Here is a 23,805-nt window from a genome sequence, read left to right as displayed (position 1 = left end):
CTCCACCTAGACTGGTTTCATCTTTCGCTTCGCCCAATCCAAGACGTAGAGCCTGAGCGCCGAGGACAGGTTGGCATCGCGCGGCCGGGCCTCGTCGATTTCGGCGACGAGGGCGGCGAGCGTCAGTTTGCGCGCGACCGCGATGGCGACGAGGTCGTCGAAAAACGGCTTTTCGAGCGAATAGCTGGTGCGATGGCCGCGAATGGTCACCGAGCGTTTCTCGACCGGGCTCACCGGACGTGACTCATTTCACTTCAAGCATCGGATTTATCCGAAAACCGCGGCGCACTTTTCGGTCCGATACCCGGGGAATCCGGATCGCCCGAGGCTTCGCGGCGATGGCCGGCGATAAACTTTTCTGCCTTGTCGGCGATCAGACGGTCACGCTCCCGGTCGGCCTTGGAACGGCCGTGCAGCGTCCGGTTCTGTTCGGCCAGGCGCCCCTTCTCGGCTCGTGCCTTCTGCTTGCGGGCCTGGCGGAGATTGACGATGTCGGCCATGTCGCGCGGCCCGTCGGATCACTTCTTGCGGAAGGCGTCGAGCGACACCACTTCGGCGCCTTTTGCGGCATCGGCCGCGGCAGGCTTCTTTTCAGCCTCTGCGGTCTTCTTCTTCTCAGGCTTTTTCTCGGCGACGACGGCCAGCGGTTCGGAAGCGGGCTGGCCGCCCAGTTCCTCTTCTGCCGAGGTCTCCGTCCTCACGTCGAACTCGAGCTCGAAATTGACGGACGGGTCGTAAAAGCCGCGCACGGCCGAGAACGGGATTTCCAGCTTTTCCGGCACGTCGGAGAAAGACAGCCCGACTTCGAAGCCGGTGTCGGTCACCTTCAGGTCCCAATACTGGAACTGGATGACGATGGTCATCTGTTCGGGATAGCGCTCGCGCAAGCGGGAAGATACGCGCACGCCCGGGGCGCCGGTCAGGAAAGTGATGAAGAAATGATGGTTGCCGGGAAGGCCGGTGCGCGCGACCTCGGCCAGGACCTTGCGCATGACGCCGCGCAATGCCTCCTGGGCCAGAATGTCGTAGCGGATGTGGTCGTCGGCCATGAGGCTGTCGGGTTCCGTTGAATCGTCCGCATAGCTGTAATCAAGCTTGAGCGCGGCGTAAACCGGATATAGACGCCGGCAGCGCAGATGCGAGAGGGCATGCCTCAGATTTGATCGCTCAGGCGCGAGCGAGCGCGCTGTGCTTTTGCGCGTCGACCGCCGGCTGCCGCTTGCCGAAGGCGCGCAGGAATGTGCGCACGCCATGTGTCGCCGATTGCAGCACCTCGTCATCGGTCGGCGTGCCGCCAAGCATGAAGGTGGTCTGCAATTCGGCATTGGCAAGGGCGAGGAACTGGCGCGCCGCGACATCGGGGTCCTCGATGTCGAGGAAACCGGCATGGGCGAGGCGGGCGAAACGGGCGGCGATCGCCGGCCATGTCCTGCCCGGTCCCTGTTCGCGCCATTCGGCAAAGAGCTCGGGATAGCGCTCGCCCTCGGTCTGAATCAGCTTGCGCAGGAATTTTCCGTCGCGGTTGCAGATACAGTTGCGGTTCATGCGCACAGCAAAAGCGATCAGATCGGCCTCGAGATCCTTCGGCTGGTCCGGAAAGGTGGAAATGGTGGCGAAGATGCCGGCATTGCAGCGCTCGGTGAGGTCGCGGACGATGGCGACGAAGAGTTTCTCCTTGTCGCCATGGTGGTTGTAGATCGTCTGGCGCGAAACGCCGGCCTCGGCGGCAATCATGTCGATATTGGCGCCGGCGAAGCTTTCGCGGCAGAACACCTCGCCGGCTGCGTCCATGATGGAGACGCGCTTGGCCTCGTGGCCGCGTGGCGTGATGGTGTCAGGAGAAACGCTGGGCTTCATGAAAACTATATAGAGGTGATTGACGAATTAGACAAGAGTGTCTAAATTTCTGGACTTTCCCTGAAAGAGGTTTCGCCCCGCATAAGAAGTCGGAATTTCATGGGATGGAGCGTCCTTGCATTACACGCCAGCCCGCGGCGGCAACCAGATTTGAAAGAAGCCTGCTATCATGAGTCCCCAATTCCTCCGCATCGCGATCGTGCTCGGCCTGTTGACCGCCATCGGTCCGTTTGCCATCGACATGTATCTTCCGGCGCTGCCTTCGATCGGCGCGGATCTGCAGGCCAGCACTGCTGCCGTGCAGATGAGTTTGCTGATCTTCTTCCTGTCCATGGGGTTTGGCCAGATCGTCGTCGGACCGATCTCCGACATGGTCGGGCGCAAGCTGCCGCTCTATGGCGGCCTCGCACTGTTCATGGTCGGCGGCATCGGCTCGGCGCTCGCTCCCTCGATCGAATGGCTGATCGCCTTCCGTTTCCTGCAAGGGCTCGGCGCCAGTGCAGGCATGGCGGTGCCGCGCGCCATCGTGCGTGACCTGCACACCGGCACCGACGCTGCCAAGCTGATGTCGCTCTTGATGCTGGTGTTTTCGGTGTCGCCGATCTTGGCGCCGCTGACCGGTAGCGTGATCATCGAGAATTTCGGCTGGCGTGCCGTGTTCTGGACGGTAACGGGTGGGGCGGTGCTCGCCACCATCCTGCTGGCGACCTCGCTCAAGGAGACGCGGCCGGTCGACGCGCGTGCAGGCAGTTCGTTCGGCACTGCGCTCACGGCCTATCGCTTCCTGATGGGCGACCGCAACTTCCTTGGCCTGGCGTCTATCGGCGGCTTCGGGATCGCGAGCTTCTTCGTCTATCTGTCGAGCTCCTCCTTCATCCTGATCGACCATTACGGGCTGTCGCCGTCGGTCTACAGCGTGTTCTTCTCGATCAACGCGGTCGCCTTCATCGGCATGTCGCAGTTGACGGGGGTGCTGTCCGAACGGTTCGGGCTAAGGCCCGTGGTGCGGGTCGCGGTGGTCGGCTATGCGACGACGATGGTGGTGCTGTTCGCGGTTATGGCGTCCGGCGTCGACCGGCTCGACGTGATGGCGGTGCTGCTGTTCGTCGGCTACGGGTTCCTCGGCCTGGTGATCCCGACGACTTCGGTGCTGGCCATGGAGGAGCATGGCGCGATCGCCGGCACGGCCTCGGCGCTGATGGGCACGCTGCACTTCGCGATCGGTGCGGTCGCCATGGGCATCGCCGGCGTGTTCTTCGACGGCACGCCGCTGCCGATGGTGGCCGGCATCACGCTTTGCGCGGTGATCTCGTTCGTGCTGGCCAAGGTGACGCTTGGCCGTGGGCGGGAGGTTGTCGAAGCGCCGGCAGAGTAGATGCTTTCCAGCGAGAGCATGAAAAGGCCGGGTCATTCCCGGCCTTTTTCACGTCTGGGCTCAAGCTGCAAGCCCGCCTCGGCCAAGATAATCGCAGTCGCGCCTCGAGCGGCGCCAAGAGCAACGGGACCAGTTCATAGCCCAATTCGGTGTAGATGCTGGCCAGCGCGTGATAGGTGCGTTCGGCTTCGTCGCTCGCAATCCTGCCAAAAAATCTCGCGCCATGGCGGGGCGATGAAGACATGACTGGCGTAGCGGAAGCGTTGGCGGCATTCCTGATGTGGTTGGGCACCGGCAGGCCAGTGAGGTGCAGATAACAAAGAGTGTCCGGCACGCCGCGATCGAAAGAAGACGGGACCGCTCTGTTCGAGGGCGGCTCGATAGGAGCGCAGCTCCCAGGACAGCAAGACAGCGTCGCGAAGGGGCATAGCGCAAGAAGCGCGGCCAGCAAGCCTGCTGCCGTTATCGTATTGAAGAGGTGGAATCGAAGGGGAGAAGTGGAGGTTTCTGTTGCCAGGTACCTCCGAACCCCGCCTAGAAGTGCGAACCACTAGGGCTTGAATTGAAGCTATCGCACCGCTTACGCGGCGAGACGTGCTTCCGCATAGTTGTCGTTGGCAACTATAAGTTTAGCCCGATAACGGTGGTACAATGCCGAGCAAAAGTACGATCTTTACACCTTCGTCGATCCTATTTCGCCCCCAGCAAAAGCCGCTCCTCGATAGCAGCGGTTTTTGGTGGAGGCGCCGGGTACCGCCCCCGGGTCCGAACGGCTTATTTCATCGCCTATTTATCGCCATAGTCGGTCAAGCCGACCAAACAGATATAGGGACCGATCGTGGAAAATGAAAGGCCTCAATTGATGCTTTGTCGCTGTGTCAAACAGCCTCGCGAAGGCTTGACTTGTCAACCGTCTCAACCGAAGATTGCGGCGGTGAGGAGTTACCGACTTAGCGCACATTTGCGGCAGCGCGCCACGACCCTCATCGACCGGATCCCGTGGCGCTGACGAGGGGAATTTTGATGGCCGATTATCTTGCAGACGTGAAGAAGTACGACGCCGCGGCAGATGCCGACGCGGTCGCCAAGATCGTGAAGCACTTGGGCATTGCGCTCAGGAATCGGGATTCCTCGCTGGTGTCCTGCACGGATCCCAAGGAACTCGATCGCGTCAAGGCCAACTGGGTTGCCAAAAAGCTCGGCATAGCCGACGGCAGCAAGGCGGACGCGGCCATCGAAAAGACTTGCAAGGCGATGGAGGCCGACAACACCAAGAGCCGCGTGACCTTCTATTACCTAGTCGCCAAGGATCTGGGTAAGCTCGCCAGCCTCTGAACAATCATCCTGCATCGGCGGATGCTGGCGCGATTCCCGCGCCAGCCCAGAGCATGGCCGCGAGTGTCTTGTCTGAAGATTCTGCGCTTTGATATGTTCGGCCAGCAGCCAGTCGGTTATGATGGCCGGTAACCCGAATCGAGTCCCCGAATCGAGCCGAAGCCGATGCGCCAGTACCTCGACCTCTTGAAGCACGTGCTGGAAAACGGCGCCGATCGCGGCGACCGCACCGGCACCGGAACGCGCTCGGTGTTCGGCTACCAGATGCGCTTCGATCTTGCGCGCGGCTTTCCGGTCACCACCACCAAGAAGCTTCACCTGAAGTCGATCGTGCATGAACTTCTGTGGTTTCTGGCCGGCGACACCAACATCAAATACCTCAACGACCACGGCGTCTCGATCTGGGACGAATGGGCCGATGAGAATGGCAACCTCGGCCCGGTCTATGGCAAGCAATGGCGCTCCTGGCCGGACGGCCATGGTGGCACCATCGACCAGATTGCCAATCTCTTGAAGGAGATACGCAAGAATCCTAATTCCCGAAGGCTGATCGTTTCGGCGTGGAACCCGGCCGAAGTGGAAGCCATGGCGCTGCCACCCTGTCATTGCCTGTTCCAGTTCTATGTCTCGGAAGGCAGGCTTTCCTGCCAGCTCTATCAGCGTTCCGGCGATATCTTTCTCGGCGTGCCGTTCAACATCGCTTCCTATGCGCTGCTCACCTTGATGGTGGCGCAGGTGACGGAGCTGAAGCCCGGCGATTTCGTCCACACGCTGGGCGACGCGCATCTTTACGCGAACCATTTCGAGCAAGCGCGCGAGCAGTTGCGGCGCACGCCCAAGGCGCTGCCGACGCTGTGGATCAATCCGGAGGTGAAGGACCTCTTTGCCTTCCGCTTCGAGGATTTCCGGCTGGAAAACTACATCGCCGATGCGACGATCAAGGCGCCGATCGCGGTGTGAGCCGCAAACATCGGGCTTCTACCTACCTTGTTTCGAAATTGTTCGGCTGTAGCGCTGTGCCGTCCGCCCGCGATGCCGACCACGACATCAGATGCTTTGACCTGCCTCGTCGGCCCTGCGATGTCGCGCTGTATCCACCGCTATTTATCGCGGCGGTGGCGGCAACACGCAATGCCATTGGCTGGGCCATTGTTCGGGCTAAGTCTGGCAAAAGCCCTTCCCTTGTTATATTCACATGGATATATCGATTGGCAGGCTCGCGACGATCGGATTTTTCAAGTCCCAGGAGAGTTCATGCTGGTGCGCAACGGTTTCGGATTGAAGGCGGCTGCCATTGGCGGCCTGATAGCGATGTTGATCGCCGCCATGCCGGTTGCCCATGCGGATGACAGACTGATCGTCTTCGCCGCGGCAAGCATGAAGAACGCCCTGGACGCCGTGAACACCGCCTGCGAGGCCGATGTCGGCGAGGTGGCAACCATTTCTTATGCGGCAAGCTCCGCCTTGGCCAAGCAGATCGAGGGCGGCGCGCCAGCCGATGTCTTCATCTCAGCCGACCTCGACTGGATGAAATATCTGTCCGACAAAAAGCTGACCAAGCCGGATACCGAAGTGAAGTTGCTCGGCAACGAGATCGTGCTGGTGGCGCCGAAGGATTCGTCGGTCGAAACCAGGATCGAAAAGGGTTTTGATCTTGCCGGGCTGATCGGCGACGGCAGGCTTGCCATGGGCGATTTCAAAGCGGTGCCGGCCGGCAAATATGGCAAGGCCGCACTTGAATCGCTCGGCGTCTGGTCCTCGATCGAAGGCAAGGTGGCACAGGCCGAGAATGTGCGCGCAGCGCTCAAGCTGGTCTCGACCGGCGAAGCAGCACTCGGCATCGTCTACGCCACCGACGCGCACGCCGAGCCCGGCGTCAAGGTGATCGGCACCCTCCCGGAGGATTCGCACCCGCCGATCGTCTACCCGGTTGCCCAGATGGCGGATTCGACGGACAAACATGCGCCGGCATTTTTGCAATGCCTGCAATCCGCCAAGACAGGCGAGATCTTCAAGGCGCAAGGTTTTACGGTTCTTACGCCGAGCAACTGAGGCACGCCAAAAAGATGAACTGGCTGCTGGATCTCACTCCCGACGAATGGAATGCGGTCCGGCTGTCGATCAAGGTGGCGACAGTGGCGATGATCGCCAGCCTGCCGCCCGGCATATTGATCGCGCTTGTGCTCGCCCGTGGACAATTCTGGGGCAAGACGCTGCTCAACGGGCTGGTTCATCTGCCGTTGATCCTGCCGCCGGTGGTTATCGGCTATCTGCTGCTGCTCTCCTTCGGCAGGCGCGGCCCGGCCGGGGCGTTTCTGGCCGAGCATTTCGGCATCGTTTTTTCCTTTCGCTGGACAGGTGCCGCACTGGCCTGCGCCGTCATGGGCTTTCCCCTGATGGTGCGGGCGATCCGGCTGTCGATCGAGGCGGTCGACCGCAGAATCGAGGCGGCGGCCGGAACGCTTGGCGCCAATCCGCTGTGGGTGTTCGGGACGATCACGCTGCCGCTGATCCTGCCCGGCCTGATTACAGGCGCGATCTTGTCTTTCGCCAAGGCGATGGGCGAATTCGGCGCAACGATCACCTTCGTTTCCAACATCCCAAACGAGACGCAGACACTGCCGTCGGCGATCTACACGTTCACGCAGGTGCCGGGCGGCGATGCCGGCGCGCTCAGGCTGACGCTGATCTCGATCGTCATCTCGATGGCAGCACTTGTCGCGTCGGAGATTCTGGCGCGGCGCGTCGGCAAGCGGATGGATATCGAATGACGGTAGCGCTCGATATCACCCATCGGCTTGGCGATTTGGGGCTCGACGTCCGCTTCGGGAGCGCCGGGCGGCTGACCGCGCTGTTCGGGCCCTCGGGCTCCGGTAAGACGACGCTGATCAACATGATTGCCGGATTAATCCGGCCCGAGAAGGGGCGGATCGAGGCCGACGGCCGCGTGCTGGTCGATACGGATGCGGGCCTGTTCGTGCCGAAGCACAAGCGCCGCATCGGCATGGTGTTCCAGGATGCGCGGCTGTTTCCGCATATGAGCGTGGCCAGCAATCTGCGTTACGGCCGCTGGTTCACGCCGGCGGCGGAACGCTATGCGGACATGACTGCCGTTGTCGACCTGCTCGGCATCGGTCCTTTGCTCGACCGGCGGCCGGCGAAGCTTTCCGGCGGCGAGAAACAGCGCGTGGCAATCGGCCGGGCGCTGCTCGCTAGTCCAAGGTTGTTGCTGATGGACGAGCCGCTGGCTTCGCTCGACGACGCCCGGAAGGCAGAAATCCTGCCTTACATCGAGCGGCTGCGCGACGAGACGAAAATCCCGATCGTCTATGTCAGCCATTCGATCCCGGAAGTGGCGCGGCTGGCAAGCGACGTCGTTGTGCTGGCGCAAGGCAAAGTCGCCGCTTGCGGCCCGACCGGAGCGATCATGCAGCGGCTCGACCTGTTGCCGGCAGAAGAGCGCGGCGAGGGGGGCGCGGTGCTGGATACTGCGGTGCTGCGCCACGACGAAGTCTTTGGCATGACCGTGCTTGGCTCGGCGGCGGGCGACATCCGCGTGCCGCTTCTGGCAGTGCCGGTGGGTGCGCCGGTGCGCATCCGCATCCGTGCCCGCGATGTGATGATCGCCATCGAACAGCCGACGGGTCTCAGCGCGCTCAACATTCTGCCGGGCAGGATCGTTGCGATAGAGCCGGGCGAGGGGCCTACGGTCGAGATCGGCATAGACTGCAATGGCGCAACCGTGCTTGCCCGGATCACCGAGCAATCGCGACAGACGCTGAAACTTCGGCTCGGTCGAAAAGCATACGCGGTGGTCAAGACGGTAAGCTTCGACCAGGCGAATACGAGCGCCGGCCCGCCTGTCGAGGCGGATGGATGACAGACGGATGATTGTCGCTATATCATTTTGAAATAGCGGTATCGCGGGAGAGCTGTTTAGGATGGATGTGGCGCGACTGCGGAGGAGCAAATGCCGTCGCTGAGCTTGCGGATAAACCTTGATCCAGAAGGGCGCATCGGGCCGGGCAAGATCGAGCTTCTCGAGCAGATCGCCGCCTTCGGATCGATCTCGGCGGCGGCGCGCGGCATGGAAATGTCCTACAAACACGCTTGGGATCTCGTCGAGGACATGAACAGGGTGTTCGGTAAGCCGCTGGTCGCGGCGCAGACCGGAGGGAAAAAGGGCGGCGGCGCCCAGTTGACGCCGGTGGGGCTTGCGGTTGTCAGCCGCTTTCGCGCCATCGAACGGGCTGCGGCTTCCGCGGCGGCGGCGCATATGGAGGCACTACAGGCGGAGATCGATGCCGGGTGAGGTCGATGATGGATTCTGTACCGGCCGAGCCTATTCCTCCGGCTCGCCGGGCTTGCGCAGCAGATAAGTGTCCATGATCCAGCCTTTTTTCCGGCGGGCCTCGTCGCGGGTCTTCACGATCTCGTCGCCGACGTCGCCAAGGCGACCGGAAATGAGAATCTCGTCGGGCGTGCCGAGATAGGCGCCCCAGTGGATGAGGAGATCCTTGTCATCCAGCGAATCGAAGGCGCATTTGCCGTCCAGCATGACGACGGTGCTGCCGGCATTGTCGGGCAAACCTTCTTCTGTAAGCCGGCGCCCGGTGGTGATCTGAACCGCGTCGCCGATGCGGTTCAGTGCCATCTTGTGGCTGGCGGCGAGCGCCTGGACGGCAGTGATGCCGGGGATCACCTCGAGCTCGAACCCGACATTGCCTCTCATGCGCACACGCTCCAGTATGCGCAGCGCGCTGTCGTAGAGCGAGGGATCGCCCCAGATCAGGAAGGCGCCGCAGCCATCTTGCGAGAGCTCGTCGCGGATCAGGCTTTCATAGATCGCGGCGATCGCCTCGTGCCAGTCATCGACGGTCGAGCGATAGGAGGGCGCTGGCGCGGCCCGCACCGGCACGTCGAATTCGACGCGACGTGAGTTTGGATTGGTGACGAATCGGTCGCAGATCTGGCGGCGCAGTTCTGCGAGGTCGTTCTTCTTCTCGCCCTTGTCGGGAATGAACAGTACGTCGGCGCGGTTCAAGCCGCCGATGGCCTGCACGGTCATGTGGTCGGGATTGCCGGCGCCGATGCCGATGACGAGAAGCTTGCGCATGGGCGAACTCCTGCCCGATCGGAACGTCGGTGTCCAGAGAGCCATGGCATGTGCGCCAGCGCGGAAGGGCTTTGAAACTCCACATTGAAACGGCTAGAGTCATACCGGCATCTCGCCAAGGGAGCTTCCATGTTCCGTTATGTTCTGACCGCAGCGCTGGCGCTCTCGGCCACGCCCGTATTCGCCAATGATTCGATTGCCGAATTGGGAACGGGCGGCCTGATCCTGTCGCGCAGCGACGCGGTCGCTATGGAGAGTGAGGACCTCTACATCTCGCCGGAAAAGGTGACGGTCGATTATGTCTTCCGAAACAACACCGACAAGGATGTCGACGCGATCGTTGCTTTTCCGATGCCCGACATCGAAGGCGATCCGAACGAGATGCCGGCGATCCCCGACGGGCAGAGCGACAATTTCCTGGGCTTCGAGGTGACGATCGACGGCGTGGCGGCAAAGCCGCAGCTCGAGCAGAAGGCATTTGCGCTCGGCATCGACATCAGCGCCGATTTGAAGGCGCAAAACGTGCCGCTCTACCCGTTCGGCGATGCGGCCAGTGCGGCTTTGGCAAAGCTGCCGCAGGCGGTTGCCCACGACTGGGTCGATCGCGGCCTCATCATCGAGGACACCGCCGACGACGGTTCGGGCATGAAGACCGTCTATGTGCCGTTCTGGCAATTGCGCTCGACCTACTGGTGGCGCTCGACCTTTCCAGCCAATAAGGCAGTCCACGTCGCCCACCGCTACAAACCGAGCGTCGGCGGCACGTCCTCGGTCAGCTTCTTCTACGATGGCCAGTTCCAGGGCCAATACGCCGCCTACAAGACCCGATACTGCATGGACGGCACGTTCGAGAAGGCGATCCGCAAGGCAGCGAAGAACAATCCCGACGGCACTCCGAAATATTTCGAGAACCGCATCGCCTATATCCTGACCACGGGCGGTAACTGGGCGACGGGCGCCATCGGCAAGTTCAAGCTCACCGTCGACAAGGGCGATCCAAAGAACCTGCTCTCGTTCTGTGGCGAAAACGTCAGGAAAGTCGGATCGACCCGTTTCGAGATGACGGCAGAAAATTTCTACCCTGAGCACGATATCGACATATTGCTGCTGGCGCCTTCGGGCGATGGCGGGAGCGGCGGCTGATGGACGTCGCGATCTATGTCGCCATCGCCGAAAACGGCGTGATCGGGCGCGATGGTGGTTTGCCGTGGCGGCTTTCCAGCGATCTCAAGCGGTTCAAGGCCGATACGATGGGCAAACCTATCATCATGGGTCGCAAGACCTATGAAGGCATCGGCCGGCCTCTGCCAGGCCGGCTCAACATCGTGGTGACCCGTGACAAGGCCTGGCGCGCCGAGGGCGTCGAAGTCGTGCATTCGCTCGACGAGGCGATCAGTCTGGCGAAGGTGCGCGGGCGCTGCATGGCCGGCGCCGACGAAATCTGCGTTATCGGCGGCGGCGAGATCTACGCCCAGGCGCTACCGCTGGCCGATCGCTTGCATGTCACCCATATCCTTGCCGCGGTCGACGGCGACGCGCATTTCCCGCCGATAGACCCGGATTTGTGGCGCATTGTCCGCTCGCAGGACGTTCCGGCCGGTGAAAAGGATACCCATGCGACACGCTATTCGGTTTACGAGCGACGCCGCGACGTGCATTGAGAGGCGATAAAGGGTCGCGACGGTCCAAAACGGGCGGTGACGACGACCGATCGCGTTGAAAGCGTGCCGTCGCGTCCCTATAGAAGGACGATACTGGATTTTTGCGTCGTCAGGCCGGCGCGTGAGGGAGCGAAAGGACATTCATGCCCTGGAATGACAAAAGCGGCGGAGGCGGCGGCCCATGGGGCGGCGGCAACAATCCAGGACCCTGGGGGCAGGGGCCGAAGGGGCCTAGCGGTCCGCAGGGCTCGCCTCCCGATCTCGAAGATATCATCCGGCGCGGCCAGGACAGGTTGCGGCGTGCTTTGCCGGGTGGCGGCGGCGCCAGCCCTGCCGTGTTCGGGCTGATCGCGGCGGCGCTTGTCGTGCTGTGGGCGTTCAAGGCGGTCTATACCGTGCAGCCCGATGAGGTTGCGGTCGAACTCAGATTCGGCGTGCCAAAGGCGGAGTTCTCGCAGCCAGGCCTGCATTTCCATTGGTGGCCCATCGAAACGGTCGAGACGGCCAACATCGCCGAACAACTCGTCAACATCGGCGGCGGCACGGCCGCCGGCAACGGTTCAGGTCTGATGCTTTCGGGCGACCAGAACATCGTCAACGTCCAGTTCTCTGTGGCCTATCAGGTCTCCGATCCGAGGGCCTATCTGTTCGACGTGTCCGATCCAGACGGCATGCTGCGGCAGGTCGCCGAAAGCGCCATGCGCGAAGCGGTCGGTCGGCGGCCGGCGCAGGACATCTTCCGCGACGATCGCGAGGGCATTGCGGCGTCCGTGCGCGAAATCATCCAGACGACGCTTGACGGCTACAGGGCCGGCCTGAACGTCAACGCGATTTCGATCGAGGATGCCGCACCGCCGCGCGAAGTGGCCGACGCCTTCGACGAGGTGCAACGCGCCGAACAGGACGAGGACAAGTTCGTCGAACAGGCCAACCAGTATTCCAACCAGAAGCTCGGCCAGGCACGCGGCGAGGCCGCACAGATCCGCGAGGAGGCGGCCGGCTACAAGAATCGGGTCGTGCAGGAGGCCGAAGGCGAGGCGCAGCGCTTCATCTCGGTCTATGACGAATACGCCAAGGCGCCGGATGTGACACGCCAGCGGCTTTATCTGGAAACGATGGAGAGGGTTCTGAAGGATTCCAGCAAGGTCATTATCGAGCAAGGCAGCGGACCAGGGGTAGTTCCCTATCTGCCGCTGCCTGCACTGCAGCAGAAAGCGCCGGCGCCGGTCCTCGGAGGAACCCAGTGATGGCCAACCGTCTTCCCATCATCGCCGTCATCGCCGCGGTTATCCTGTTCCTGCTCTATTCATCGGTCTTCGTTGTCAATGCGCGCCAGCAGGCGCTGGTGCTCAGGTTCGGCGAAATCGTAGACGTCAAGAGTCAGCCGGGCATCTATTTCAAGGCGCCGTTCGCCTTCTTCGACGCCGACAGCGTGCAGTTGATCGAAAACAGGGTGCTTCGCTTCGACCTCGACAACATCCGCGTCCAGGTTTCAGGCGGCAAGTTCTATGAGGTCGACGCCTTCATCGCTTATCGGATCTCCGATCCGCGCGTGTTCCGCTCCGCGGTATCCGGCCAGATCGAACTGGCCGAGGCACGGTTGAGAACGCGTCTCGACGCCGCCTTGCGTCGGGTTTACGGTTTGCGCGACTTCGAGGCAGCGCTCTCGGAAGAGCGAGCCGTGATGATGCGTGAAGTGCGCGACCAGCTGAGGCCCGACGCCACGTCGCTCGGCCTGCAAATCGAGGATGTCCGCATTCGCCGAACCGATTTGACGGCGGAAGTCTCGCAACAAACATATGACCGCATGAAGGCTGAGCGTCTGGCCGAAGCCGAGCGGCTGAGGGCGCGCGGCAACGAGGCGGCGCAACGCATCAGGGCGCGCGCCGACCGCGAAGTGGTGGAGATCGTCGCCGAGGCACGGAGAGAGTCTGAAATCCTGCGCGGTGAAGGCGAAGCTCAACGCAGCGCCACCTTCGCGAATGCCTACCAGCGCGATCCAGCCTTCTTCGACTTTTACCGGTCGATGAATGCCTACGGCACGGCGCTGGACAATACCGGGACGACGATGGTGCTGTCGCCGAATTCGGAATTCTTCCGTTTCTTCCGCAACCCCGCCGGCGCGGCTGCGCCGGCAGCGTCGCCCGCAGCACCTGCTGCACCGGCGCCCGCCGGCGCGGACACGCCGGCAGCGCCGCCCGCAGCACCTGCTGCACCGGCAGCGCAGCCAGGCATCGGCCAGTAACGGCCGGTGCAGGATTTTCTGGCGGCAATAGGCTTGGTTCTCGTGGTAGAGGGCCTGGTCTATGGCGGCTTTCCCGGCCTCGCCAAGAAACTTGCCGGCGAAGTTCTGTCGATGCCGGAGAATGCGCTGCGGGTCGCCGGGCTGATTGCCATCGCCGTTGGCGTCGGCATCGTCTGGCTGGTGCGAGGTGGATGACGGTCTATGATTTCGGGATAACGGAGGTTTTATCCTCCGCCGATAGCCATAGCCGCAAACGTGCCGTATTTCTTGCCAACATGGTTCGACGCAGCGTTTTCGGCGAGCGCTTTTCTTCTCAGAGACACCGGGAGACTTCTCGATGACATCCAACAGGTTTTTGCGCGCGGCGAGGCGGACGTTCACCGCGGGTGCTGCAGCACTTCTTATCGGCGCCGCTACCGTCCCGTCGCTGGTGACGCCTGCGGCCGCCGCCGACGGCCCGGCTTCGGTCGCCGATCTCGCGCAGGGCCTGCTCGGCGCCGTGGTCAACATATCGACCTCGCAGAGGGTGAAGGGCACGGAAGGCCCGGGCGCGGTACCGATGCCGCAGCTTCCGGAGGGCTCGCCCTTCCAGGATTTCTTCGACGATTTCTTCAAGAACCGCCCCGGCGAACAGGGCAACCCCTCGCAAAAGGTGCAGTCGCTGGGCTCCGGCTTCGTGGTCGACGCCGAGCAGGGCATCGTGGTGACGAATAATCACGTGATCGCCGATGCCGACGACATCGAGGTGAATTTCTCCGACGGCGTGACGCTAAAGGCGACGCTGGTCGGCACCGACACCAAGACCGACGTGGCGGTGCTGAAGGTCGATCCGAAAGGGCACAAACTGACGGCGGTGAAATTCGGCGATTCCAGCAAGATGCGTGTCGGGGACTGGGTGATGGCGATCGGCAATCCGTTCGGCCTCGGCGGCACCGTGACGGTTGGTATCGTCTCGGCCCGCAACCGCGACATCAATTCCGGTCCCTATGACGACTTCATCCAGACCGATGCCGCGATCAACCGAGGCAACTCCGGCGGACCGCTGTTCAACAGCGACGGCGAGGTGATCGGCATCAACACGGCGATCATCTCGCCGTCCGGCGGCTCGATCGGCATCGGCTTTTCCATTCCCTCGCAGCTTGCGTTGGGCGTCGTCGACCAACTCCGCCAGTTCGGCGAGACGCGGCGCGGCTGGCTCGGCGTGCGCATCCAGCCGGTGACGGACGACATTGCCGAAAGCCTCGGCATGGCCACCGCTAAGGGCGCCCTGGTCGCCGGCGTCATCAAGGGCGGGCCTGTCGACAACGGCACCATCCTGGCGGGCGACGTCATCATCAAGTTCGACGGCAGGGACGTCAATGAAATGCGCGACCTGCCGCGCGTCGTCGCGGAAAGCACGGTCGGCAAGGCTGTCGACGTGGTCATCGTGCGCAAGGGTGTCGAGCAGACCGTGAAGGTGACGCTCGGCCGGCTCGAAGATGGCGAAAAGCTTGCCAGCGGCGAGAATGGCACCGCCGACAAGGATAATGGCGACGAGGCGCCCGCCGTTTCGACGGCTTCCGTGCTCGGCATGACCGTTGGCGAGCTCAACGATGAGACGCGGACGAAATTCGGCATCGCCGCCGAAGTCTCCGGCGTCGTCATCACCGAAGTCACCAAGGATTCGGCCGCTGCCGAACGTGGCATCCAGGCCGGCGAGGTGATCACCGAGATCGCTCAGGAATCGGTCGCCACGCCCAAGGATGTCATGGACCGGATTGCTGCGTTGAAGGAGCAGGGACGCAAGAACGCGCTGCTGATGCTGGCGTCGAAGACCGGCGAATTGCGGTTTGTGACGATCCGGATGGACTGAGTCCGGCCGGCTTTGCTGTCTTGGCAGAACCGGTCGAACTGCACTTTCTCTGGCGCCCGCAATTGAATGATCCGAAGGATGAGATGGTGCTTGAGGCAGCGATCAATGGTCGGGCAGACGCATTGGTCACTCACAATCGCCGCGATTTTGTGACTGCGGCAGGCCGTTTTGAAGTTCCAGTGATCAGTCCCGCCGAATTGTTGGAAGGATTTCGAACACGAGCAAGGCGACCTATCCGTTGAAGCTTCCCTTGTCGATCAAGGAGGCGGCTGCACGTCTGGCAAAGGCTGATGGGGTGTCGCTGAACCAGTGGATCGCTTCAGCCGTGGCGCAAAGGTTGGAGCCATGGAGACAGCGGCCGATTTTCTACGTCGATGGGCTGGTGATGCATCAGGCGATGATTTCGCTAAAGTGCTCGATCGCGTCGGCGTCAAACCGCCGCAACCCGGCGACGAGCTTCCGTTTGACAAGCACTGATCAGGGCCGGTTTTTTTGCCAATCCTTGGCTGTCAACCTGTAGAACACATGCCGCTTGAGCATGGCATGGCTGTCCGGAATGCCGGGGTGGTCGAAATCGCTGGCCGGGTCGGCGATCATGCCCAGGCGCTTCATGACGGCTGTGGAACGGTTGTTATCCCTAACGGCGAAGGACACGATTTCGTCGAGGCCAAGCGTTTCGAAGCCATAGGCGAGCCACGCTTCGGCTGCCTCGGTGACATAGCCATGGCCCCAGAATTCGGGCGCCAGTCGCCAGCCGATCTCGACTGTGCCGGCAGGCAGGAAGGGCAAATGATCGGTGTCGAGGAGGCCGACGAAGCCGATGCATTGGCGCGTTTCAATTATCTCGGCGGCAGCGAAACCGTAGCCATCCTCGGCGATCCAGGCGCGGAACTCGTCCATTTTGGCGTCCGCAGCAGCGCGGTCGCGGCGAAATGGAAAGAATTCCATGACGCGTTCGTCGGAATTGATGCGGTAGAAGAGCTCACGGTCGCGATCCTCCCAGTTGCGCAGGATCAGGCGCTCGGTGCGGATCGGCGTCACTCCACAAATTCCTCCCGCCGGTAGCCCTGCAGATAGAGCAGCGCCGTCAGGTCGCCGTGGTCAATGCGGAATTTTGCCTCCGCCGCCACGACCTGCTTGGCATGAAGTGCCACACCGGTGCCGGCTAGGCGGATCATGTCGAGGTCGTTGGCGCCATCGCCGACAGCCATGGCGTCGGCGGTCGTCAGCCCGAGTCGCGCCGAAATCTCGAGCAGCGCATCGGCCTTGGCGGCACGCCCCAGGATCGGCTCGGCCACCAGCCCGGTGAAGCGGCCGTCCTGCTCGATCAGGCGGTTGGCGCGGTTCTCCTGAAAGCCGAGCATGGCGGCGATGCGTGAGGTGAAGACGTTGAAGCCACCCGACACGAGTGCAGTCCATGCGCCATTGGCCCGCATGGTCTGGACAAGTGCGCGGCCGCCGGAGGCCAGCGTCAAGCGGTTGGCGATGACGCGGTCGACCACGGCAGCGTCGAGGCCTTTCAGCAGCGCCACCCGCTCGCGCAAGGCCGGCTCGAATGCGATCTCGCCATTCATCGATCGCGCCGTGATGGCGGCGACGTAATCCTTGACGCCGATCTCGTCGGCAAGCTCGTCGATGCACTCCTGGTCGATAACAGTCGAATCCATATCGGCGATGAGGATTTTCTTCCGCCTTCCCTCGGCCTGCTGGACGATCACGTCGACCGGTTCGGGTGCGAGCACGGCGCGCAGGCCGGCGGTCGTTTCAACGGCTTCGGCCGCCTCGGGCAAAGCGAATTCGCAGGCGATGCCTTCGGCCAGCCAGCGAACAGTGCTTGCGCCAACCGACCGTGACACCATATTCGCAAGCGCCGGCGACAATGCGCGGCCGGCGGGATGGGACACAAGCGTGGCGACCAAGGGCGTGGCAAGCGGGGGCATCGAAAATTCCGGCAGGCAGGCGGGCGAGGGCCGCGTTAAGAACGCGATCCTGATAGCCGGGCCGACCGCCAGCGGCAAGTCCGCCCTTGCGGTCGACCTCGCCGAGCGCAATGGCGGCGTCATCGTCAACACCGATTCCATGCAAGGCTATTCGGTGCTCGACGTGCTGACGGCGCGGCCGACTGCTGCCGAACTCGCTCGCGTCCCGCATTTCCTCTACGGACATGTCCATCCCTCCACCGCATATTCCACCGGCGCCTGGCTGCGCGATGTGATGAAGCTCATCGACAACGGTGCGTTCTTGGAACGGCGGGTCGGCACGTTCTTCGAACGGCCGGTGATTTTCGTCGGTGGTACGGGGCTTTATTTTCGGGCGCTTGCGGAAGGCATTTCGGAAATGCCCGACATTCCGCAGTCGATCCGTGATCGCTGGCGCTACGAACTCCAGGAGCAGGGCGCAGCCAAGCTGCACCGCATCCTGCTGCGCGAGGATTCCGCAACCGGCATGATGCTGAAGCCGACCGACGGCCAGCGCATCGTGCGGGCGCTGGAGGTGCTCGACGCATCGGGCCGTTCCATCCTGGAATGGCAGGCGGCGCGCGGCCGTCCACTGATCGACAGGGCCAGCACGCGTTTCTTTGTGATCGAACCGGACCGAGCGGAGCTGGTGGAACGGATCGAGGCGCGGTTCGACCGCATGCTGGAGAAGGGCGCTCTCGACGAGGTCAGGCGGCTGACCGACCTTGGCCTCGATCCCGACTTGCCGGCGATGAAAGCGATCGGCGTTCGCGAACTCCAGGCCGCAATGGCCGGCGAGTTGAGTTTCCCCGAAGCGATCGAGCGCGCGAAGATCGCGACGCGACAATATGCCAAGCGCCAGGCGACCTGGTTCAGGCATCAGTTGGGTCCGGAATGGATGAGATTGCGCCCTGGTGATCCTGTGGAATCCACGATCTCGGATCCCCTTTCTAGTGCAACCTGAAAAGTTGATTTTGAGGGGAGACTTCCCGTCGAAGTTGTCCTAATTAACCCTCCGTAAGCCCGTCCATGCCATAACGTCTTTGGGAATTTTCCAACGGGGAGCAGATGCGTTTTCACAAGGCGGAATCAGCCTTTTTCGTGTTTATATTCGTGATCCTGGCCGCCGGCCTAGTGACGCTTCACGCCTATGGGCTTCTGCAGGCCTTCGCCGAAGACGTTCATACACCCGCAAGGGTCGACAAGATCATCTATCTCAACAAGCTGCTGTTTGGGACCGGCGTTCTTTTGGCGACTGCCCTGTTCTTCGGCATTTTCTTCATCTATCCGCTGATCCGCAAGCAGGCGACAGAAGAAGGCAAGCTGCGCGCCATGACGGTTTCGCTCAGCGCCCGTTCGGAAACGCTGGAACATGCGGCGCTGACCGACAGCCTGACCGGTATGCAGAACCGGCGCTATTTCGATGACGCACTGAAGGAATATCTCGAGGAATTCCGCCGCATCGAGAAGCCGGTCGGGCTGATGATCCTTGATCTCGACCATTTCAAGCAGGTCAACGACACCCACGGCCATGATGTTGGTGACGAGGTGTTGCGGGCGGTCGCCAACTGTCTCAAGGACATGACACGCTATCACGATGTGGTGGCGCGTCTGGGTGGCGAGGAGTTCGCAGTGGTCACGCCCAACATGGACGCCGAACTTCTGTCCAAATTCGCCGAGCGCATCCGCAAGGCGATTGCCAACATGTCGATACTGTCAGGCAATGTCCGTCTAAAGATCACCACGAGCGTCGGCCTTGCCGTCTGGGACCGTAAGGAAACCGCCGAAGAGTTCTACCGCCGCGCCGACCGCCAGCTGTATGAGGCCAAGAGGCAAGGCCGAAACCGCGTCTGCGCCTAAAATCCCGGAGAGAATTCATGAGGCCGGCCGACTGACGCAGCTTTCTCGACTTCCGGTGCTCATGGACTCAAACGTCTACTCCGCTCCGGGTTTTCGAAAGCCACGTCATTCGATCCGGCCTGATGAATCGAATCGCCGGGAACAAAAGACATCGGCGATCATGTTGATATCGTAGTCAAGCGACAGCTGGGCTGGGCACCGGCGCGGCTCACTTGCGATACTGCTGGTCATTGACATGATCCAGCCATTCCACCGGCTTGCCATCAAGCGATTCCTGGATAGCGAGATGCGTCATCGCCGTGGTGGGAGACGCGCCATGCCAATGCTTCATGCCAGGCGGAATCCAGACCACATCGCCTGGCCGGATTTCTTCGACTGGCCCGCCTTCGCGCTGGACCCAGCCGAGACCGGCCGTGATGATCAGCGTCTGGCCGAGTGGATGCGTGTGCCACGCGGTGCGGGCGCCAGGCTCGAACGTGACGCTGGCGCCACCGACGCGCGCCGGCTCGGGCGCCCGGAAGAGCGGATCGATGCGCACCTCGCCGGTAAAGTAATCGGCCGGCCCGGGGCCGGACGGCTGTGATCCAACTCGAGTGATCTTCATTGTCTCATTCCTTCCTTGTACAGCCGCTGCGCCAACCTGGCCTGCTGCAGCCACAGCGGCGAAAGCACTTGTCGCGGCAAGGACGTCTCTGCGGGTGATGATCATGTCTTAAGCCCCTTCGTTTTCGACAAGGTCGGTCAGAGCAGCTTGTCCGGCGTGATGGGCAGTTCGCGGACGCGCTTTCCGGTAGCGTGGAAGATGGCGTTGGCGATGGCCGGCGCGACGCCGACCATGGCGATCTCGCCGAGGCCCTTCACGCCGAGCGGGTTCACGTGCGGGTCGTGCTCGTCGACGAAGGTGACATCCATGACCGGCGGTGCGTCGGCATGCACCGGCACAGCGTATTCGGCGAAGTTGGCGTTCGTGACCCGCCCGTTGCGGCGGTCGACAACAGCATGCTCCATCAGCGCCATACCGATACCGCCGATCATGCCGCCGATGCACTGGCTGCGCGCGATCTTTGGGTTGACGACGCGGCCGGCGCCATAGGCGCCGACGATGCGCCGCACGCGCGTCTCGCCGAGATCAGGATCGACAGCGACTTCCACAAACACGGCGCCGAAAGCGTGCATGGAAAACCGCTTCGTCTCATCTCCTGGTCCGACGTCGGCCGTCGCCTCGACCGGCTCGTCAAGGCGGGCTATGGCCTCTTCGAGATCATTGGCGCCGGCATGCGCAAGCGCCTCCTCGCGCACCTTTCGGCAGGCGGCCTGCACCGCGCTGCCGACGCTGGCCATGGTCATGGAACCGCCATGGATGGGGGCGCGCGGCAGGCGGGTATCGCCGAGCGTGAATTTTACGCGATCGATGGGAAGGCCAAGCGTGTCCGCTGCGACCTGTGTCATCGATGTCCAGGTGCCTGGCCCCATGTCGCTCGATGCGCTCATCACCTCGGCGGTGCCATCCGGCAATAGTCGGGCCATCGCCGAGGCGGGTGCGTAGTTCATCGGATAGGTGGCGCTGGCCATGCCCCAGCCGATCAGAAGGCGGCCATCGCGCATGGAGCGCGGCTCCGGATTGCGCTCACGCCACCCGAAGCGCTCAGCGCCGGCCCGGTAGCATTCCTTGGTCGATCGGCTGGAAAACGGGAGGTTCTTGAACTCGTCCTTTTCCGGCTCGTTACGCAGGCGCAGCTCGACGGGGTCGATGTTCAAAGCGAGGGCCAATTCATCCATGGCCGATTCCAGCGCGTACACACCGCTCGCCTCACCGGGCGCGCGCATGTAAGTCGGAGTATGGACGTTCATGGGGGCGATGCGGTGGCGTGTATAGACATTGGGGCAGGAATGCAGGAACCGCGTCGCGCTGAGCAGCGCCTCGGTAAACTCCTCGTAAGTCGATGTTTCCTGATGACCCTCGTGCCTAATGGCCGTCAGCCTGCCCTCTCGGGACGCGCCAAGCGCGACGTGCTGTACCGTGTGGGGACGATAGCCGACGCTGTAATACATGTCGCGTCGTGTGAGCATCAGCTTGACCGGGCGTCCGGCGACACGGGCCGCCAGTGCGGCGAGCGTGACCTGCGGCCAGCACCGCAGCCCCGAACCGAATGCGCCGCCGACAAAGGGTGAGATGACACGCACGTTTTCGGCAGCAATGCCGAACACGGCGGCGATCTCCTCCGAAACGTTGTGCACCCATTGGGTCTTGTCCCACAAGGTGAGGCCGTCGCCCTCCCATGCGGCGATGGTGGCGAACATCTCGATCGGATTGTGGTTCTCGCGCAGGATCACATAGGTCTGGTCGACCCGGAATTCCGCCTGTTCGAATGCGCTGTCGGGCTCGCCTCGCCGTATCTCCCACTCCGCCGGTTTCCCGGTAGGCAGAACTGGATCGACGCCGGCTACATCGGTGGCCGCCGCTTCATTCCGGTAGGTAACCCGCACGACCTCCGCCGCGTGAACCGCCTGTTCAAGCGTCTCGGCGACCACCAGCGCGATCGGCTGGCCCTGGTGGTTCACCCGGTCGTCCTGCAGCACATGCAGGCGCTCGCCAACGGCTGCGTCCGGGAGGCCTTTGTGCGGTTGGTAGGCGAGCCTGGGCGCGTTGCGGTGTGTCACAACCGCGATTACGCCGGGCACCCGTTCGGCCTCCGCCGCGTCGATGGATGCAATGCGGCCGTTCGCGACAATGCTCCTGACGACGGCGGCATGGGCGAGGTTCGGCACCTCGAACTCGGCGGCATAGGTCGCAGCGCCGGTAACTTTCAGGCGGCCATCGACGCGGCTGACGGATTTTCCGATCAAGGCGGCAGTCATGCGCGTGCTCCCGCGATTTCGACCGCACGCACGATGGCGCGCTGCATGAGTTCGATCTTGAAGTCGTTGTGGCCGCGACCTTGCGCACCTTCGGCGGCAAGGGTCGCTGCCGAGCGCAACTCACCGGGCTCAAGGCTTCTGTCAGCTAACGCTTGCTCGACGTTCGGCAGGCGCCAGGGTTTCGTTCCAACGCCGCCGAGCGCTACGCGGGCCTGCCGGATGCGAGCGCCGTCCGTCTCGATTGCGACCGCGGCCGAGACGACGGCGAACTCGAAGGAGGCGCGATCGCGTACCTTCAGATAGTGAGACCGCAGTCCTGCCGCATTGGCCGGGACCGTGATCGCGGTGATCACTTCGTCCGGTTCCAAAACGGTTTCGAGGTGGGGCGTATCGCGGGGAAGGCGATGAAGATCGGAGAGCGGCACGGAACGGTCACCGCCAGTTCCTCGCAGCTCGACCGACGCATCGAGCGCCACCAGGGCAACCGCGAGGTCCGACGGTTGAACGGCGATACAGTTGTCGCTCGTGCCGAGCACTGCGTGCCAGCGGTTCTCGCCGTCCAGGGCGGCGCAACCGGAGCCAGGCGCGCGCTTGTTGCATGCCTCGTAGCCGACATCGCGAAAGTAGGGACAGCGTGTGCGCTGAAGCAGATTGCCGCCCATAGTCGCCTGGTTGCGGACCTGCGGGCTCGCCGAATTCAGCAGCGCCTGGGATATCAGAGGGAACTGCTCGGCGACATCTTGATCGGCCGCCACCTTCGCCATCGTCGCGGCGGCGCCAAGCCTCAGGCCTTGCGGACCGATCTCGATGCCGTCGTCCAGAATGCCTGCGAGACTCACAAGCCGATCCGGTCGGCGGACATACTCCTGCAGAAGCTGCACCATGTCGGTGCCGCCGGCGATGTATTCGACCGGCGCATCATTGCGGCCGGCCTGGGCGCCGAGGGCGAAGACAGCGGCAAGGTCGTGCGGACGTTCGAGCACAAAGGGATGCATGGCTTAGCCCTCCTGCTTCGAACTGGACACGGCAGCCGCGTCCTGGATAGCCGCGACGATATGGTCGTAGGCGCCGCAGCGGCAGAGATTGCCGCTCATCCATTCGCGGATCTCCTGCGGCGACCCGGCATGGCCTTCGCTGATGCAGGCGACGCCGGCCATGATCTGCCCCGACGTGCAATAGCCGCACTGGAAGGCATCGCGCTCGATGAAGGACGCCTGCAGCGGGTGAAGCTCCTCGCCCTGCGCCAATCCTTCGATGGTTTTTATTTCGCGCCCCTGAGCCAGCGCCGCGAGCGAGAGGCACGCCTTCACGCGCATGCCATCCATCAACACCGTGCAGGCGCCGCACTGGCCGAGGCCGCAGCCCTTCTTCGAGCCCGTCAGATGCAGGTGCTCGCGTAGCGCATCCAGCAGCGTCGTGCGCGGATCGAGCGAAAGCCGGCGCTCCGTCCCGTTGATGCGCAGCGATACATCGAGCGGCGCCGTCGCGGCGCCGGCAGCCTGTGCCAGCGCCGGCGACATAGCCCCGGGCACGAGTTGTTCTCCTAAAAGAGCACCGCCAGTCACAGCAGCCGCTTGCATGAGCTCCCGGCGCGTTATGTCTGAACTGGCTGTCGAGGTTCTTTGGCTATCAGACATGTCGATTGTCGCTTTCGTGATGATCCGCCAATTCGCGGCCCAAGATATGG

Annotated in this window: 28 protein-coding genes and 1 other RNA gene; 17 read left to right on the top strand and 12 right to left on the bottom strand. The window is 62.7% G+C overall.

The window, feature by feature from the left end; genetic code table 11:
• Nucleotides 1–6: 6 nt before the first annotated feature.
• The 4 genes from ACWTU7_RS13780 to ACWTU7_RS13765 form a co-directional block, all read right to left on the bottom strand.
• Entirely contained in the window at nucleotides 7–234 is a 228-nt protein-coding gene (locus ACWTU7_RS13780) for a ribbon-helix-helix domain-containing protein (protein ID WP_029351392.1), read from the bottom strand.
• A 20-nt stretch (nucleotides 235–254) separates the two neighbouring features.
• Nucleotides 255–500, bottom strand: a complete 246-nt coding sequence (locus tag ACWTU7_RS13775; RefSeq protein WP_455840339.1) for a DUF4169 family protein — start codon at nucleotides 498–500, stop codon at nucleotides 255–257.
• Between the two features lie 18 nt (nucleotides 501–518).
• Complete coding sequence (locus tag ACWTU7_RS13770; RefSeq protein ID WP_065010458.1) at nucleotides 519–1,049, bottom strand: SspB family protein; 531 nt, start codon at nucleotides 1,047–1,049, stop codon at nucleotides 519–521.
• 118 nt (nucleotides 1,050–1,167) lie between these two features.
• The gene (locus ACWTU7_RS13765) at nucleotides 1,168–1,857 is read right to left on the bottom strand and encodes a TetR/AcrR family transcriptional regulator (protein ID WP_455840340.1); all 690 of its coding nucleotides are present in this window, start codon (nucleotides 1,855–1,857) and stop codon (nucleotides 1,168–1,170) included.
• A gap of 169 nt (nucleotides 1,858–2,026) precedes the next feature.
• Between ACWTU7_RS13765 and ACWTU7_RS13760 the strand changes: the two genes are divergently transcribed.
• Nucleotides 2,027–3,232 carry a multidrug effflux MFS transporter gene (locus tag ACWTU7_RS13760; RefSeq protein ID WP_455840341.1) on the top strand — a complete coding sequence of 402 codons (1,206 nt, stop codon included), beginning with the start codon at nucleotides 2,027–2,029 and terminating at the stop codon, nucleotides 3,230–3,232.
• A 496-nt stretch (nucleotides 3,233–3,728) separates the two neighbouring features.
• On the opposite strand, the gene ssrA is transcribed toward ACWTU7_RS13760, so the two are convergent.
• Nucleotides 3,729–4,087: a transfer-messenger RNA gene (ssrA, locus tag ACWTU7_RS13755) on the bottom strand.
• 168 nt (nucleotides 4,088–4,255) lie between these two features.
• Here ssrA and ACWTU7_RS13750 point away from each other — a divergent pair.
• From ACWTU7_RS13750 to ACWTU7_RS13725, 6 genes are all read left to right on the top strand, one after another.
• Nucleotides 4,256–4,567 (top strand): DUF2853 family protein, encoded by a 312-nt coding sequence (locus ACWTU7_RS13750; protein WP_095518624.1) that lies wholly within the window; start codon nucleotides 4,256–4,258, stop codon nucleotides 4,565–4,567.
• A 165-nt stretch (nucleotides 4,568–4,732) separates the two neighbouring features.
• Nucleotides 4,733–5,527, top strand: coding sequence for a thymidylate synthase (locus tag ACWTU7_RS13745; RefSeq protein ID WP_455840342.1), 795 nt, complete (start codon nucleotides 4,733–4,735; stop codon nucleotides 5,525–5,527).
• Nucleotides 5,528–5,821: 294 nt separating this feature from the next.
• The gene (gene modA / locus ACWTU7_RS13740) at nucleotides 5,822–6,619 is read left to right on the top strand and encodes a molybdate ABC transporter substrate-binding protein (RefSeq protein WP_455840343.1); all 798 of its coding nucleotides are present in this window, start codon (nucleotides 5,822–5,824) and stop codon (nucleotides 6,617–6,619) included.
• A gap of 14 nt (nucleotides 6,620–6,633) precedes the next feature.
• Complete coding sequence (gene modB / locus ACWTU7_RS13735; protein ID WP_455840344.1) at nucleotides 6,634–7,338, top strand: molybdate ABC transporter permease subunit; 705 nt, start codon at nucleotides 6,634–6,636, stop codon at nucleotides 7,336–7,338.
• A complete protein-coding gene (modC, locus tag ACWTU7_RS13730; protein WP_455840345.1) occupies nucleotides 7,335–8,447 on the top strand; it encodes a molybdenum ABC transporter ATP-binding protein in 1,113 nt (370 codons plus the stop codon). The genes modB and modC overlap by 4 nt, the downstream gene beginning before the upstream one ends.
• A 90-nt stretch (nucleotides 8,448–8,537) precedes the next feature.
• Nucleotides 8,538–8,879 (top strand): winged helix-turn-helix domain-containing protein, encoded by a 342-nt coding sequence (locus ACWTU7_RS13725; RefSeq protein ID WP_029351372.1) that lies wholly within the window; start codon nucleotides 8,538–8,540, stop codon nucleotides 8,877–8,879.
• Between the two features lie 30 nt (nucleotides 8,880–8,909).
• On the opposite strand, the gene cobF is transcribed toward ACWTU7_RS13725, so the two are convergent.
• Complete coding sequence (gene cobF / locus ACWTU7_RS13720; protein WP_455840346.1) at nucleotides 8,910–9,683, bottom strand: precorrin-6A synthase (deacetylating); 774 nt, start codon at nucleotides 9,681–9,683, stop codon at nucleotides 8,910–8,912.
• Between the two features lie 129 nt (nucleotides 9,684–9,812).
• Here cobF and ACWTU7_RS13715 point away from each other — a divergent pair, with 129 nt between their 5' ends.
• The 8 genes from ACWTU7_RS13715 (at nucleotide 9,813) to ACWTU7_RS13680 (ending at nucleotide 15,961) form a co-directional block, all read left to right on the top strand.
• Nucleotides 9,813–10,826 carry a DUF4424 domain-containing protein gene (locus tag ACWTU7_RS13715; protein WP_455840347.1) on the top strand — a complete coding sequence of 338 codons (1,014 nt, stop codon included), beginning with the start codon at nucleotides 9,813–9,815 and terminating at the stop codon, nucleotides 10,824–10,826.
• Nucleotides 10,826–11,344 carry a dihydrofolate reductase gene (locus ACWTU7_RS13710; protein WP_287335897.1) on the top strand — a complete coding sequence of 173 codons (519 nt, stop codon included), beginning with the start codon at nucleotides 10,826–10,828 and terminating at the stop codon, nucleotides 11,342–11,344. Before ACWTU7_RS13715 ends, ACWTU7_RS13710 begins: the two co-directional genes overlap by 1 nt.
• A 143-nt stretch (nucleotides 11,345–11,487) precedes the next feature.
• A complete protein-coding gene (gene hflK / locus ACWTU7_RS13705; protein ID WP_029351366.1) occupies nucleotides 11,488–12,591 on the top strand; it encodes an FtsH protease activity modulator HflK in 1,104 nt (367 codons plus the stop codon).
• Nucleotides 12,591–13,589, top strand: a complete 999-nt coding sequence (gene hflC, locus ACWTU7_RS13700) for a protease modulator HflC (RefSeq protein ID WP_455840348.1) — start codon at nucleotides 12,591–12,593, stop codon at nucleotides 13,587–13,589. Before hflK ends, hflC begins: the two co-directional genes overlap by 1 nt.
• 6 nt (nucleotides 13,590–13,595) lie before the next feature.
• Nucleotides 13,596–13,784: a DUF2065 domain-containing protein gene (locus tag ACWTU7_RS13695; RefSeq protein WP_029351362.1), complete on the top strand. Its 189-nt coding sequence runs from the start codon at nucleotides 13,596–13,598 to the stop codon at nucleotides 13,782–13,784.
• A gap of 142 nt (nucleotides 13,785–13,926) precedes the next feature.
• Nucleotides 13,927–15,441, top strand: coding sequence for a DegQ family serine endoprotease (locus ACWTU7_RS13690; protein WP_287093425.1), 1,515 nt, complete (start codon nucleotides 13,927–13,929; stop codon nucleotides 15,439–15,441).
• A 20-nt stretch (nucleotides 15,442–15,461) separates the two neighbouring features.
• Nucleotides 15,462–15,683, top strand: coding sequence for a PIN domain-containing protein (locus tag ACWTU7_RS13685; protein ID WP_455840349.1), 222 nt, complete (start codon nucleotides 15,462–15,464; stop codon nucleotides 15,681–15,683).
• The gene (locus ACWTU7_RS13680) at nucleotides 15,680–15,961 is read left to right on the top strand and encodes a hypothetical protein (RefSeq protein ID WP_455840350.1); all 282 of its coding nucleotides are present in this window, start codon (nucleotides 15,680–15,682) and stop codon (nucleotides 15,959–15,961) included. Before ACWTU7_RS13685 ends, ACWTU7_RS13680 begins: the two co-directional genes overlap by 4 nt.
• Here ACWTU7_RS13680 and ACWTU7_RS13675 read toward each other — a convergent pair.
• Both ACWTU7_RS13675 and serB read right to left on the bottom strand, forming a co-directional pair.
• The gene (locus ACWTU7_RS13675; RefSeq protein ID WP_455840351.1) at nucleotides 15,919–16,482 is read right to left on the bottom strand and encodes a GNAT family N-acetyltransferase; all 564 of its coding nucleotides are present in this window, start codon (nucleotides 16,480–16,482) and stop codon (nucleotides 15,919–15,921) included. The two genes, ACWTU7_RS13680 and ACWTU7_RS13675, sit on opposite strands and share 43 nt — an antisense overlap.
• Complete coding sequence (serB, locus tag ACWTU7_RS13670) at nucleotides 16,479–17,381, bottom strand: phosphoserine phosphatase SerB (protein WP_455840352.1); 903 nt, start codon at nucleotides 17,379–17,381, stop codon at nucleotides 16,479–16,481. Before serB ends, ACWTU7_RS13675 begins: the two co-directional genes overlap by 4 nt.
• Here serB and miaA point away from each other — a divergent pair.
• Both miaA and ACWTU7_RS13660 read left to right on the top strand, forming a co-directional pair.
• A complete protein-coding gene (miaA, locus tag ACWTU7_RS13665; RefSeq protein ID WP_455840353.1) occupies nucleotides 17,350–18,363 on the top strand; it encodes a tRNA (adenosine(37)-N6)-dimethylallyltransferase MiaA in 1,014 nt (337 codons plus the stop codon). The two genes, serB and miaA, sit on opposite strands and share 32 nt — an antisense overlap.
• Nucleotides 18,364–18,467: 104 nt before the next feature.
• The gene (locus ACWTU7_RS13660) at nucleotides 18,468–19,259 is read left to right on the top strand and encodes a GGDEF domain-containing protein (protein ID WP_065010266.1); all 792 of its coding nucleotides are present in this window, start codon (nucleotides 18,468–18,470) and stop codon (nucleotides 19,257–19,259) included.
• A gap of 208 nt (nucleotides 19,260–19,467) precedes the next feature.
• On the opposite strand, the gene ACWTU7_RS13655 is transcribed toward ACWTU7_RS13660, so the two are convergent.
• The 4 genes from ACWTU7_RS13655 to ACWTU7_RS13640 all read right to left on the bottom strand — a co-directional run bounded on the left by ACWTU7_RS13655 (nucleotide 19,468) and on the right by ACWTU7_RS13640 (nucleotide 23,698).
• Nucleotides 19,468–19,863 carry a (R)-mandelonitrile lyase gene (locus tag ACWTU7_RS13655; RefSeq protein WP_455840354.1) on the bottom strand — a complete coding sequence of 132 codons (396 nt, stop codon included), beginning with the start codon at nucleotides 19,861–19,863 and terminating at the stop codon, nucleotides 19,468–19,470.
• A 137-nt stretch (nucleotides 19,864–20,000) separates the two neighbouring features.
• Entirely contained in the window at nucleotides 20,001–22,118 is a 2,118-nt protein-coding gene (locus ACWTU7_RS13650) for a xanthine dehydrogenase family protein molybdopterin-binding subunit (RefSeq protein WP_455840355.1), read from the bottom strand.
• Nucleotides 22,115–23,113: an FAD binding domain-containing protein gene (locus ACWTU7_RS13645; RefSeq protein ID WP_455840356.1), complete on the bottom strand. Its 999-nt coding sequence runs from the start codon at nucleotides 23,111–23,113 to the stop codon at nucleotides 22,115–22,117. The genes ACWTU7_RS13650 and ACWTU7_RS13645 overlap by 4 nt, the downstream gene beginning before the upstream one ends.
• Before the next feature lie 3 nt (nucleotides 23,114–23,116).
• The gene (locus tag ACWTU7_RS13640; protein ID WP_455840357.1) at nucleotides 23,117–23,698 is read right to left on the bottom strand and encodes a (2Fe-2S)-binding protein; all 582 of its coding nucleotides are present in this window, start codon (nucleotides 23,696–23,698) and stop codon (nucleotides 23,117–23,119) included.
• Nucleotides 23,699–23,805 lie beyond the last annotated feature (107 nt).

Source organism: Mesorhizobium sp. BHscii (assembly GCF_053848065.1).
This window is presented reverse-complemented; position numbering and strand designations above follow the sequence as displayed.